10 protein-coding genes are annotated in these 12,482 nt (G+C 58.7%); 6 read left to right on the top strand and 4 right to left on the bottom strand.

What is annotated here, in order from left to right; genetic code table 11:
• Nucleotides 1-136: 136 nt before the first annotated feature.
• From BUC26_RS03565 to pdxH, 4 genes are all read left to right on the top strand, one after another.
• Nucleotides 137-2,290, top strand: coding sequence for a methyl-accepting chemotaxis protein (locus BUC26_RS03565; RefSeq protein ID WP_073373469.1), 2,154 nt, complete (start codon nt 137-139; stop codon nt 2,288-2,290).
• A gap of 208 nt (nt 2,291-2,498) precedes the next feature.
• Nucleotides 2,499-4,601 carry a response regulator gene (locus BUC26_RS03560; protein WP_073373468.1) on the top strand — a complete coding sequence of 701 codons (2,103 nt, stop codon included), beginning with the start codon at nt 2,499-2,501 and terminating at the stop codon, nt 4,599-4,601.
• A gap of 263 nt (nt 4,602-4,864) precedes the next feature.
• Complete coding sequence (locus BUC26_RS03555) at nt 4,865-5,806, top strand: Tim44 domain-containing protein (protein ID WP_073373467.1); 942 nt, start codon at nt 4,865-4,867, stop codon at nt 5,804-5,806.
• Between the two features lie 26 nt (nt 5,807-5,832).
• Nucleotides 5,833-6,471, top strand: coding sequence for a pyridoxamine 5'-phosphate oxidase (gene pdxH / locus BUC26_RS03550; RefSeq protein WP_073373466.1), 639 nt, complete (start codon nt 5,833-5,835; stop codon nt 6,469-6,471).
• A gap of 12 nt (nt 6,472-6,483) precedes the next feature.
• Here the strand turns inward: pdxH and BUC26_RS03545 are convergent, their stop codons facing one another.
• The 3 genes from BUC26_RS03545 to BUC26_RS03535 all read right to left on the bottom strand — a co-directional run bounded on the left by BUC26_RS03545 (nt 6,484) and on the right by BUC26_RS03535 (nt 9,213).
• Nucleotides 6,484-7,647: an RtcB family protein gene (locus BUC26_RS03545; protein ID WP_073373465.1), complete on the bottom strand. Its 1,164-nt coding sequence runs from the start codon at nt 7,645-7,647 to the stop codon at nt 6,484-6,486.
• A gap of 104 nt (nt 7,648-7,751) precedes the next feature.
• Nucleotides 7,752-8,390 carry an RluA family pseudouridine synthase gene (locus BUC26_RS03540; RefSeq protein WP_073373464.1) on the bottom strand — a complete coding sequence of 213 codons (639 nt, stop codon included), beginning with the start codon at nt 8,388-8,390 and terminating at the stop codon, nt 7,752-7,754.
• Nucleotides 8,380-9,213: a hypothetical protein gene (locus BUC26_RS03535; protein ID WP_208609714.1), complete on the bottom strand. Its 834-nt coding sequence runs from the start codon at nt 9,211-9,213 to the stop codon at nt 8,380-8,382. Before BUC26_RS03535 ends, BUC26_RS03540 begins: the two co-directional genes overlap by 11 nt.
• A gap of 43 nt (nt 9,214-9,256) precedes the next feature.
• Here BUC26_RS03535 and BUC26_RS03530 point away from each other — a divergent pair, with 43 nt between their 5' ends.
• The gene (locus BUC26_RS03530; RefSeq protein WP_244155776.1) at nt 9,257-10,225 is read left to right on the top strand and encodes a serine/threonine protein kinase; all 969 of its coding nucleotides are present in this window, start codon (nt 9,257-9,259) and stop codon (nt 10,223-10,225) included.
• An 8-nt stretch (nt 10,226-10,233) separates the two neighbouring features.
• Here BUC26_RS03530 and BUC26_RS03525 read toward each other — a convergent pair whose 3' ends face one another.
• Nucleotides 10,234-11,025 (bottom strand): spermine/spermidine synthase domain-containing protein, encoded by a 792-nt coding sequence (locus BUC26_RS03525; protein ID WP_161949796.1) that lies wholly within the window; start codon nt 11,023-11,025, stop codon nt 10,234-10,236.
• Between the two features lie 210 nt (nt 11,026-11,235).
• Here BUC26_RS03525 and BUC26_RS03520 point away from each other — a divergent pair, with 210 nt between their 5' ends.
• Entirely contained in the window at nt 11,236-12,414 is a 1,179-nt protein-coding gene (locus tag BUC26_RS03520) for an MFS transporter (RefSeq protein ID WP_073373461.1), read from the top strand.
• The last annotated feature ends 68 nt before the right edge of the window (nt 12,415-12,482 follow it).

Here is a 12,482-nt window from a genome sequence, read left to right as displayed (position 1 = left end):
GCGGCGATATTGGGCATGTGGTTTGACTTTATGTTTCATAATCACTTATGATTTTTATAAGCGACAATGAAAAAAGGTTTCCGGCAACGGCGGCCGGAAGCTGAACGGGGTTATTTGCCGCGGCTGTGGAGGTTCCATGTCGATCAGGGGGAAAATTCTGGCAACGACTATTCCATTTTTCATTCTTCTCGGTCTGGTGACCATGTTTCTCAGCGTCAGATCGCTCCAGGTCCAGGGTGAGCGCAGTCTGGAAACGATTGAGGAGGTAATGACCAAAGAGAAAAATGAAAAACTCCGTGATCTGGTGCGCAACACGTTTGAAATCCTCGCCGACCGCTATCGGGCCGCGCACGATCCGGAGCAGGTAGCTGCGGCCTATGAGAAGGAATTGCAGGCTGTAGTAAACCTTGCCTATTCCGCTATCGAAGCGATCTCCGGGGATCAGTCACTCAGCCGTGAAGAACAGATGAATCGTGCCCTGGAGATCGTTAAAAACATGCGTTATCAGGGCTCGAATTACCTCTGGATCAATAATCTGCAGCCGACCATGGTGATGCATCCGATCAATCCGGCCCTCGACGGACAGGATCTGACTGATTATCAGGACCCACAGGGAAAGAAATTATTTGTCGAGATGGCCGATCTCTGCCGTCGGGACGGCCACGGCTTTGTCTCGTATCTCTGGCCGAAGCCGGTGGAAGAGAAACCGATAGCCAAGTTGAGCTATGTCAGGTTGTTTGAACCATGGGACTGGGTAATCGGCACCGGGGTCTATCTGGAACTGGCCGAGCAGCGATTTAAAAGGGAAGCCCAGGAGCAGATCGGCAAACTCCGCTTCGGAGCCAATAACGATGACTATTTTTTTATTATCGATACCGACGTAAACATGGTGATGCACCCGATAAATCCGGCACTTGACGGAAAAAACATGAACGATCACCGAGATCCCGACGGCACCTACCTGTTTCGCGAGATGGTGAGTGCTTCCCGGCGGGAAGGCGAAGGTTTCGTGCGCTATCGCTGGCCGAAGCCCGGCGAGCAGGAACCGGTTCCGAAGCAATCTTTCGTGAAATTATTCGACGAGTGGGGCTGGATTGTCGGTACCGGCATCTATATCGATGATATCGACAAGGCCATGGCCGCCCAGCGACAGGATGTCGCCGACGCCGTCAAACGACAACGGACGAGGATCATTGCGGTGAGTATGTCGATGATCCTCGTCGTTTCTCTCGTCATGTTCTTTGTCGCCGCCTCGATTTCCCGACCTATTCGGCGGGCCGCTGAGATGCTTAAAGACATTGCCGAGGGAGAAGGAGACCTGACCCGGCGTCTGGCGGTCACCACCAAAGATGAGTTGGCCGATATGGCACGGTGGTTCAACATCTTTGTCGAAAAGCTGCAAGGTATTATCGCCACTATCGCCGGGGATGCCAAGGATATCAAGGGGTCGGCCGGACAACTTTCGGAGATTTCCGCGTCCATGGCCGCGGCTGCCGGCAGTACGTCGACGAAGTCGGAAACGGTGGCCGCCGCTGTTGAGGAAATGTCGGCCAACATGGGTACCGTCGCGCGCTCGATGGAAAACACGGCAGCCAACGTCGATATGGTGGCTGCGGCGGTTGAGGAGATGACGTCAACCATCAACGAGATTGCCGAGACCTCGGAAAAAGCTCGGGCCATTACCGGACAAGCCGAGCAGCAGGCGGCGACGGCCACCGCCCAGGTGGACGCGCTCGGCACGGCCGCACACGAGATCAGCTCGGTGCTGGCGAGTATTACCGATATCTCCGACCAGGTTGATCTGCTCGCCCTGAACGCGACCATAGAGGCGGCCCGGGCCGGTGATGCGGGCAAGGGATTTGCCGTCGTTGCCGCCGAAATCAAGGAGCTGGCCCGTCAGACCGCCGAAGCGGCAGGTCAGATCGAGGAGCAAATCAACGGGATCCAGCAGACCACAGGGGCGACCGTTGCCGCGATCGAGAAGATCAGCAGAGTTATCGGTGACAATAGTGATATCGTTAATACCATTGCCACCGCGGTGGAAGAGCAATCCGCCACCGCCGGAGAAATTTCGCAGAACGTTTCGCAGATATCCAGTGGAATTCAGGAGATCAACGTCAACGTCGCCGAAAGCTCCCAGGTTTCGGCGGAGATCGCCCGGGATATCGCCGAGGTCAATCAGGCTGCGGCCCGCATGAGTGAGAGCTCCCGGGAGGTCAGTCTCAATGCCGGGCACCTCAATGAGCGGGCGGTCAGCTCAGCCGACCTTGTCGCCCGTTTCAAGGTCTGATTTTTCTGTTTTCTCGTCTCGCAACGGAGTTGCATTTTCCGGCAGGCGACTCCGTGCGACGAAAGATTTGACTTTGCCATCCCGAAGTAAATATACTGGTGCAAGTGCCGGTGTCGGCAACGTGTCGCAGTCTGTGAATAATCTCCTGTTTCCAAACTGTTTCGCGGAGCGAACCGGGAAACGGTAACGGGGGCTTGGGGGAGCGCAGATGACGGCAGACAGGCAGCCGCTCGTGGTGGTTATCGACGATGACCGGGTATTCAGGAAAATTATCAGAACGTTCCTGGAGAAAAACGATTATCGGGTTGTCGAGGCGCCGGATGGAGCCGCCGGTCTGGACGTTTGTCAACGGCAACAAGTCGATCTGCTCCTGGTCGATCTGAATATGCCGGTGATGAACGGGTTTGCCGTCTTATCCGAACTTGCCTCGGGCAACAGGGAACTGCCGGTCATCGTCGTCTCCGGAAGCGGGGACAGCAAGGATGTGGTTGAGGCCCTTCGCCTCGGCGCCTGGGACTATCTGTTCAAGCCGATTGACGACAACACTATCGTTCTGCATGCCATCAAAACTGTGCTTGAACGGGCGCGGCTGATCCGGGAGAACCGGGATTACCAGCGAGGGCTGGAGGAGAAGGTCAAGCGCAAGACAACCGAGCTGAGCCTGGTGAATTCCCGATTGCAGGAGGTCGTCGAAAGCACCAAACGACTGCTTGGCTGCGGCGAGTTGAAACAGAGCGGCCGAGTTATCCTCGAAGAATTCGGCCGCCACATGAATGCCCGGGGCGGCAGTATTTACCGGGTGGTCAGCAATGGACTGGAGCACCTGCACAGCCTTGATCCCGGTCACGCCGAACCGTTTCTGCCATTTCCGTTGAAAGAGAACAGCCTGTTTGCCCGGGCCCTGTCCAGTTCCGAGCCGTTTTTCGTTGCCGACCTGGAAACTGATGTCGACTGCCAGGGCAGCGGCTGGCCGCACTACAACGACAATTCGATCCTGTTTTTCCCGATTGTCGATGCCGCCGGAAATACCATCGCCATCATTTCCCTGCACAGTAAGAATCAGCCGCCGTTCGTCATCCAGGACCGGGAGATCGGGATGATCCTCGCTTCCTATGCCAGTGAGGTCCTGCAGACCGCGCAGATGCAGGTGTCGTTGAAACGAAGCGAAGAAGCCCTGATGCAGTCGCAGAAGATGGAGGCGATCGGCACATTGGCCGGAGGCATTGCCCACGACTTCAACAATATTTTATCGGCGATTATCGGTTATACCGATCTCAGTCTCTACACCGGGAAGCTCGCCCCGAACATCAGGAGCAATCTCGAACAGATTAAAAAAGCCAGCAACCGTGCCCGCGACCTGGTCCAGCAAATCCTCTCCTTCAGCAGGACCGAGGAGTTCCGGGAAGAGGCAGTTGATATCGGCCCGATCGTCAAGGAAGCGCTCAAACTGCTCAGGGCGGTCATCCCGGCCACCATCGAGATCGATTCCCGAGCGCCGTCCGGTCTGGGGAAGATAAAGACCGATCCGACCCGAATCCATCAGGTGATGATGAACCTCTGTTCCAATGCCACCCAAGCCATGGAGAGCGGCAGCGGCTTGATCAGGGTGACATTGGAGAAGCTCGTCAAAGACAATTTTCCCGCAGACCTGGTGGAGATCGACACCGATCACTGTTTCTGCCTCAGTGTCAGCGATTCCGGAGTCGGTATTCCTGCAGGCGTACTGCCGCGCATCTTCGATCCATATTTTACGACGAAACAGAAGGGGGAGGGCACCGGATTGGGGCTGGCCGTTGTCCATGGAATCGTCATCCAGAGTGGCGGGACGATCAGGGTATCAAGCGAGCCCGGTCGCGGCAGTTCGTTCAGGCTCTATTTCCCGGCCGCCCCGATTGCAGCCGACAGCGAACAGCAGCTGACCACCGACAGTATGCCTCGGGGTACGGAACGGATTCTCTTTGTCGACGACGAGGCGTCTCTGGCCGAAGTGGCCCGGGAAATGCTCGTGCGCCTCGGCTATCAGGTCGATATCTTTACCAGCAGTGTTAAGGCTTTGGAGCGGCTGCGGGAACATCCCATGCATTACCATTTGCTGATCACCGACCAGACCATGCCGGCATTGTCCGGTATCGATCTGGCCAGGCGGGCGCTTGGCCTGCAGCCCCGCCTGCCGGTCATACTCTATACCGGATACTCTACTGCTGTTGATGGTCCGGAAGCCCGCCAGGCGGGTATCAAAGCGTTCCTGATGAAACCGCTCAGCATGACCCGACTGGCGACGGTAGTACGCCAGGTGTTGGAAGGATCGTAGTCCCTGCCGGCAGAAGACTGGCTCTTTTCTCCTTTTCTGGTATAGTGCCTGATTCCGATTGGTGCTGGATGCCGGGATCAACGAAGAGGCGGCAGCTCGTTGACTTCGTCGTGATCGTGCGCATACTCTGCTCCTGAATCTTAGATGCGGGCCTTTCTCTCGATTACCCGCCGGAGTCGTTCGGCAGTTGATCCAGGACTCGGGTTTCCGCAGCAGAACCCTGCCGGTCACCCCGGCATTATTCTTCAGAGGATTGCCATAAGATGATGTCACTGCGAATGATCGTGATTGCCCTGACCCTAGCCGTTGTACCGCCCCTGATTGGGAGTGTTACGTTTCCCGATGTCGTTGAGGCTCGTTCATTCAAGGGCGGGCGAATGTTCAAGCCGAGTACCCCGGCCTACAAGGCGCCGAGTCAGAAACAGCAGCCGGGAGCGTCCCAGCAGCAGGCTGCTCCGAACAGGAGTGGCGGCTTGGGCCGCGGGTTGGCCGGTGGATTGCTCGGTGGTGCCATGGGGGCCTTCCTCTTTGGGTCGTTGTTCGGCATGGGCGGGCAGGGTATCGGCCTGCTGCCCATTCTGCTGCTGGCCGGGGCCGCTTTCTTTCTCTACCGTTCCTACACCAGGTCACAGTCGGCTCGACCGGCGACGGCCGGTCCGGCCTCGGGCGGTTCATCACGGGTCAACACCGATTTCGAGATCGGTGGTGGGGCGACAGCACCACCACCACCGCCGCCCGTCGATCCGGTCCGGGATGGCCTGGCCCAGATTCGTCGCATGGACCCCGGTTTTGACGAGACCTATTTCCTCGAGGTCGCGTCCGACGTCTTTTTCCAGATCCAAGCCGGCTGGGCCGGCCGCGATCTGTCGACCTACCGGCACCTGCTCGGCGATCAGCTTGCGGCCGAATATGAGCGCCATTTCGATGAAATGCGTGCTGCCGGTCGAATCAACAAACTTGACAACGTAGCGGTGCGCGGTGTCGAGATCGGTGCGGCAGGGCAGCGCGACGGCGAAGATTTTATCACCGTCTTGTTCACCGCAACGCTGCTCGATTATACCATCGACGAACAGAGCGGTGAAGTGGTCGACGGCAGTCGCACCAACCCGGTCAAATTCGCCGAACACTGGACGTGGGCCCGAAAGGTCGGCACCGAAGCGTGGCGTCTCGAAGGCATCGAAGTCGTTGACGAACAGCTCCTGTAGCTGCGCGGCGAGCGTCGGAAAGCGGGGTGGATATCGGACATTTTCGCAGGGAGTTTTTAAAGGGCGGCCTGAACCGCGCCGACTTGAATCCGGACCCGGTACTCCAGTTTAGTGTCTGGTTCGAGCAGGCGCAGCAGACCGATATCGTCGATCCGAATGGCATGGTCCTGGCCACGGTCAGCCGGGATGGGCAGCCGAGCCAACGAACCGTGCTGCTCAAGTATTTCGATGAATCCGGGTTCGTTTTTTTTACCAATTACGGCAGTCGCAAGGCCCGGGAGATTGCCGCCAACAATCGGGTTTCTCTGTTGTTCTGCTGGTACGCACTGGACCGCCAGATCATGATCAACGGGACGGCGGCCAAGATCTCGGTCGCCGATTCGACGCGCTATTTCTTCACCCGGCCGCGAGACAGCCGGGTCGCTGCCTGGGTATCGAGCCAGAGTCACTCTTTGGGCTCCCGCCAGGCATTGCTGCAGAAGTTTTCGGAAATGAAGAAAAAGCTCGGCGAGGGCACAATTCCGCTGCCGTCTTTCTGGGGCGGTTATCGGGTCGTCCCGGCGGAAATCGAGTTCTGGCAGGGGCGGGAAAACCGGCTGCATGACCGCTTTCTCTACCGCCGGCAGCAGGATCAGAGCTGGATTGTCGAGCGATTGTCGCCGTAATGCTTCCGGTGTCTAGCCCTTGATCACCGCCAGCGGCGTCAGTATGTCGATGACCTCGACCAGGTCTTGCTGATTGGCGATCACCCTCTCAATATCCTTATAGGCACCGGCTGCCTCTTCCAGATCTCGGCGACCGCGAATGGCGTGAACGATCCCCTGTGCTTCGAGCCGGCGCCGTTCGTGGTCCAGATCGAGATTCTTCTGGGCCTGCTTGCGGCCCATTTTCCGTCCGGCGCCGTGGGAGCATGAGGTAAAACTCTCCGGGTTGCCCATGCCACGAACCAGATAGCTGTTGCTCCCCTGTGATCCGGGAATGATGCCTTTCTCCCCGGTGGTGGCCCGAGTGGCCCCTTTGCGGTGCACGATGACCCGTTTGCCGAAATGCTGTTCGATGGCGGCATAGTTGTGGGCGATATCGACCGGCTCGGCGAAGGTAATGGCGGCCGAGACCTCGTCGAGCAGGGCCTGCCGCACCCGTCGACAGATAGCGCTGCGATTGGCGCGGGCAAAGTCGACGCAATAGGACATTTCCCGGAAATAGTTCTGACCCTCTTTGCTATCGAGCGGCAAGCCGGCGAGCTGCCAGGAGGCCGGGACCGTCGATTGCCACCGTTTGCTCAGGCTGACCGCCAGTTTGTTGTAATGGCCGGCCACCCGAAAGCCGATATTGCGGCTGCCGGAGTGGACCATGAACCAGATCGCCCTGTCCCGCCCCCGCTGGATTTCTATGAAATGATTGCCGCCGCCCAGCGTGCCGATCTGGGTGCGGGCGGCTTCATACTCCTGTTCGACAATCGTCAGCGATCCTTCAAGCGGCGGCATCGTGTCAAGGGGCTGTGGCTGCCGATGGTGCTTGAAGCCGAGCGGTACGGCAGTTCTGATCGATTGCAGTACCTGTTTCAGGTTTTCGATTTCGATGGAGGACAGCGAGGTCTTTATGGCGCTCATACCGCAGCCGATATCGACACCGACTGCATTGGGCACCACTATGCCGTCGGCGGCCAGAATAGCACCGATGGGCATGCCGTAGCCGACATGGGCATCGGGCATGACGGCGATATGGTGAACGGCGAACGGCAGGTTGGCCAGATTGCGGGCCTGCTTCAGGGCTTCGCCGGCCAAGTCGTCAAGCCAGAGTTTGATCGGAATTGCTTCGCTGGTGATTGTTTGTTTCATCGGTGGCTGCGGCGATCGCTGAGGCAAGGCGCTTTCTTTGTGGTTTCAGTGGTCATTTCTACACGATAAGCAGCTGCCGATCCGGGGCAAGCCGTCTCTGCCGATCAGAACGGTGGCGGCCGATGAAACTCCAGCGGCCGGCTCGATGCCGGGTGATAGAACAGCAGATAGCTGGCATGGAGCAGCAGTCGTTGCTCCATGCGGCTGCTGCCGTAGAGCGAATCGCCGACGATCGGCGCGTTCAGGCCGCGCGGGTGGGCGGCATGGACCCTGAGTTGATGGGTCCTGCCGGTCAGCGGCGTGAACTCGACCCGGGTGCCGAGCGGTTCCTCGCCGAGGGTCTGCCATAAGGTGACACCGACCCTGCCGTTGACCGGGTCGAAGATCTGTCGGGGTCTGTCTTCGGGGTCGAGCCGGAAGGCCATTTCGATGATGCCCGACGGTGCTGGCGGTGCATTGCACAGTACGGCGATATAGCGTTTGATCACCAGGCGATGTTCGAACTGGCGAGCCAGCTCCCGGTGAGCGGCGGTGGTGCGGGCCAGCAACATCAGCCCGGAGGTCGCCATATCGAGTCGATGGACGGCCGGCTGCTTGGGCAGGTCCGGGACACGGCGGCGAACCCGCACGACGGCACAGTCCTGCCGGGCCGGTCCGCGTCCCGGCACGGCCAGCAGACCGGCCGGTTTGTCGATCAGCACCAGCTGATCGTCGCAAAAGACGATATCCGGTTCAACCGCCATAGGCGTTTCGTCGCTCCTCTGCCCCGCAGAGCATGAACCCGAGCAGCGGCAGGCATTTGTCACTGCACGGTGGATAGAAACAACCATGTTGGCGGCAGCCCGAGCGATTACTGCGACCGAAGTAGAATTCGGCCAGCGATATCGGCGCCAGTTTCCGGGCGACGGCCTGGCCAAGCAGCTTTGGTGCGCAGCAGTCGCCGATCCCGGTCGGTTTGCCGGCCGCGTCGCCGACGGCACCGGTCAGTGACGTGTCCTCGCCGCGAAAATTGGGGATGCGGTAGAGCTCGTGAAGCGCCACCATCAGCTCTTGCGATAATCGCCGGCGCGCTTGTGCCACCTTCCGGTAGTCAGGCTCGCTCGCCGGTAAGGCCGCCAGCTGGCTGCCGAGGGCCTTGACTTGTCGTTCACCCGGTTCGTTGATTCGTTGGTAAGCGGCCGGATCGAACAGTGGCGGCGCCCAGCCGGGAACCAGCCACTGCCCGTTGTATTGGCCGGAAAAGGCAAACAGCCACTGGCAGGTGCCATCAGCGGCCAGACATTCCAGTACGCCGAACATCTTGCCGCGCGCCTTGCCGAAGAGCGAAGCCGTTGCCAGCCGCGGGTCTGCGGCTGCCGCGGAGCCGGGTGCGGCGATGGTGCCGGTGCGCGTCAGCCGGTCGAACAAGGCCCCGGCCTGTTCCCGGGCCCGGCCCGTCGGCAGGCTGTGCTCCCGGCTGCAAGACCGACACCAGCCCCGGCACGCCGAGTGGTTCTCCGGGGCTGGTGGGCGGCTTTGTCCTGGCCGGTTGCCGGCAAAGCAAGTATCATGAATCGATGTCGTCATTGAATCCGTTTACCCACCTTCCTTATGGATGCAGATCGCTCTTATGGCTGATTACCCGTTTTCCCGTCTTGATCCCGATACCGTCCTCGCCTGTGTCGAGCAGGCTCTGGGCCGCCGCCTGCTCAACGTCTGTCGACCCCATGCCAGTTACATCAATCGGGTCTTCGAACTGCAGGATGAAGACGGCGTCTTCATTATAGCAAAATTTTATCGGCCGCACCGCTGGAGTGAGGCGGCGTTGCAGGATGAAGTACGTTTCCTGCTCGACTGCGCCGCCCACGAACTGCCGGTCATTGCCCCGTTGCCGTTTGGTGACGGAGAGTATCTCGGCAGCTGCGGCGATATCCGGTTTGCCGTCTATCCCCGGTGCGGCGGCCGGCTGGTCGATGAATACCAGGATGAACACTGGTTGCAGATCGGTCGCCTGCTCGGGCGGCTCCACCAGGTTGGCCGGTCTCGGACGGCAAACGCCAGAGAACGACTGCATCCACGGTATTCAACCCGGAAACAGGCGGATTACCTGCTTGGCAACCGGTTGCTGCCTGAAGATCTGGTAACACCATTTCGCCGGGTGGTGGATGCACTGATCGAGGAGATGGCGCCGCGTTTCGATGGAGTGGAGTCGCTTCGTATCCACGGTGATTGCCATGCGGCCAATCTCATTTATCGTCCCGGCGAGTCATTTTACATCATCGATTTCGACGACATGGTCGTCGGGCCGGCAGTCCAGGATCTTTGGATGCTGCTGCCCGGCCCGCTCGATCAGGTGCAGCGGGAACTGGCGTTGTTGCTCGAGGGCTACGAATCGTTCAGCCCTTTTGCCGACCAGACGATCCAGTTGATCGAGTCGCTGCGGGCCATGCGGTTCGTTCATTATTTGAGCTGGTGTGGACGGCAATACCTGGAGGACGGCCAAACCAGGGTAGATGAATCGTATGCCTCTTACGGCTATTGGCAGCGCGAGATCGCCGATCTCCAGGATCAACTCGAGATCATTTGCGGGCGACGATAATTCGAGGCTCAGGAAAACAATCGGGCGAACCGCTGCCGTCTGGTCAGGTTGTGCCTGCGGCAGATTCCAGCAATTTTGCCAAAATCGATATCAAAACGATCGTCGAGCCGTTCCAACTCACTTCGGCCGCGTGTCATCAGCAAATTAAGATCGGTCTGCCGGCCGGCAAGACAAATGACATTGCCGCGATTCGGGACCGGCAGGCTAAGCGGCGGGCCGAAACAGTCGGTCAGATCATGGCGCACCTCTGCCATTCTCGCCTCGTCGCCGCTCCACAGATTGATGCTGAGGATGCCGTCCGGTCGCAAGTGACGGCGGCAGAGCTCAAAACAGGCGCGGTGATAGATTGAAGGAGCCATGCCCGCTCCATCGAAGGCATCGACCAGGATCAGGTCGTACCCCCGCGGAGTCGGCAACTCCCGGAGATAGTCGAAACCATCGAGGTTGTGGATGGTCAGTCTCTCGTTTTCCGGCAGGAAGAAGTAACCGCGGGCCAGTTTGATGATATGGGGAGCATTGTCGATGCCTTCGATTCGGCAGGAGGGCAGGTAACTGTGCAGAAAACGCACCAGAGAACCGGCGCCGACCCCGACGACGAGCACTCGCTCGGGATCTTCATTGACCAGCAGCGAGGCCATCATGCAGTGGGTATACGAGAGGACCAGCCGATTGGGACGGGAGAGCGACATGCTCGATTGCAGGACATCGCCGCCGAAGACGAGTGAGCGGGTGTCACCGTTGTCGATGACTTCAACCAGCAGATTATCCCAATGTTCGCGGTGTACGATTCGTCTGTTCATTGTCCGGCCGTCCTGGCGGCTGATCGGTGTTTCGTGATATATAATCGCCAATAGCGGAAGCCACAACGAACAAAGAACATTTGTGTTGTGATCTGAAGGGCTGGACGGCCCTTCCACCGCCTGCTGCGCTGCGGCCCGATCGGTTACCTCCGGGGAAAAAAGGCGTAACGGGCCGGGCAAAAACTGGACAGCGACCGGATGAACGAGAGTATGAGCCTGCATAGTGATCAGCGTAACGGGCGGGAGCGGCTGCTGTTCAAGCTTTCTATCACCACCGTGGTGACCATCTGTTCACTCTATGCGGCCCAGCCTATACAGCCGGTATTTCAACAGGAGTTTGGCCTGAGCAGCCTTCAGGCCCTCCTCTTCACCACCTTGATGATGCTGCCGCTCGGCTGTGCTCCGCTGTTCTACGGTTATCTGCTCGAACTGATTCCGGCCCGTCGAATTCTACGGGGGGCGTTGCTGATCCTCGGAATCCTGGAATTGTTGTTCAGTCTCGCCAACGGCTATGTGTTGTTGCTCTCCATCAGGGCCTTGCAGGGGCTTGTTTTACCGGCGGTGCTGATCTCGCTGATGAGTTATATCTCCTACACCACGCCGCGACACGCGGTGCAGCAGGCCGTCGCGGTCTATGTCGGCATGACGATTATCGGCGGCATCCTGGGGAGAATACTTTCCGGTATCTGTACCGAATTGTTCGGCTGGCGGCTCTTTTTCTTTCTGCTGGCCTTGCTCTTCTTCTGGTGCTGGCACTTGCTCGGTGCGCTTGACCGAAGGATTCGGCTCAGTGTAGCCCGCCCTGATCTGCGTGAAATTGCCGCGCTCCTGCACCGTGGCCCGTTGTTGTGGCTGTATGGTGCAATTTTTTTCATCTTCTTTGCCGGTGCCGCGTTGCTCAACCTGATTCCGTTGGAATTGATGCGCATCAATCCACAGCTCAGTGAAACAGCCGTCGGCCTGCTCTATCTCGGTAACAGCATGGGAATCTTCGTCGCTCTGGGCAACGCCCGGATACAGCGTTTCTGCAAGGGCGAGATCACCACCGTGGTGACGGGGCTGGTGGTGTTCATGCTCGGCACCGTGGGGTTTCTCGCCGGTCATTATCTGGTGATGTTCGTGGCGATGTTTGTCTTTTGTCTCGGTATGTTCGCCGCTCATGCGACCCTTTCGGGATACGTCAGCCGCCTGGTCGAAGATCATAAACCCGTTGCCAACGGTCTCTATATGTCTTTTTATTATTTCGGCGGGGCGGTCGGTTCCTTTGTCCCCGGCCTGATATATGTACCGTTCGGCTGGCGCTGGTTCATCCTTGCGCTGCTCGTGATCGAGTTGTGTGCGTTGCTGTGTATTGTCGGTTTGAGGTCAGCGACCGGACACGTCGGTTGATGAGAGGAAATGATCATTCATGAACCCGAGCTGTCGACGATCCGGATCAGATAGTTCAGGCAGGAGGT

Origin of the sequence: Desulfofustis glycolicus DSM 9705, assembly GCF_900130015.1 — a bacterium.
In the GTDB taxonomy this organism is placed as follows: Bacteria; Desulfobacterota; Desulfobulbia; order Desulfobulbales; family Desulfocapsaceae; genus Desulfofustis; species Desulfofustis glycolicus.
This window is presented reverse-complemented; position numbering and strand designations above follow the sequence as displayed.

Coding starts and splice junctions, on each gene's coding strand:
- BUC26_RS03565 (WP_073373469.1), top strand. CDS start 137: ATGTCGATCAGGGGGAAAATTCTGGCAACGACTATTCCATTTTTCATT.
- BUC26_RS03560 (WP_073373468.1), top strand. CDS start 2,499: ATGACGGCAGACAGGCAGCCGCTCGTGGTGGTTATCGACGATGACCGG.
- BUC26_RS03555 (WP_073373467.1), top strand. CDS start 4,865: ATGATGTCACTGCGAATGATCGTGATTGCCCTGACCCTAGCCGTTGTA.
- BUC26_RS03545 (WP_073373465.1), bottom strand. CDS start 7,647: ATGAAACAAACAATCACCAGCGAAGCAATTCCGATCAAACTCTGGCTT.
- BUC26_RS03540 (WP_073373464.1), bottom strand. CDS start 8,390: ATGGCGGTTGAACCGGATATCGTCTTTTGCGACGATCAGCTGGTGCTG.
- BUC26_RS03535 (WP_208609714.1), bottom strand. CDS start 9,213: ATGACGACATCGATTCATGATACTTGCTTTGCCGGCAACCGGCCAGGA.
- BUC26_RS03530 (WP_244155776.1), top strand. CDS start 9,257: ATGGCTGATTACCCGTTTTCCCGTCTTGATCCCGATACCGTCCTCGCC.
- BUC26_RS03525 (WP_161949796.1), bottom strand. CDS start 11,025: ATGAACAGACGAATCGTACACCGCGAACATTGGGATAATCTGCTGGTT.
- BUC26_RS03520 (WP_073373461.1), top strand. CDS start 11,236: ATGAGCCTGCATAGTGATCAGCGTAACGGGCGGGAGCGGCTGCTGTTC.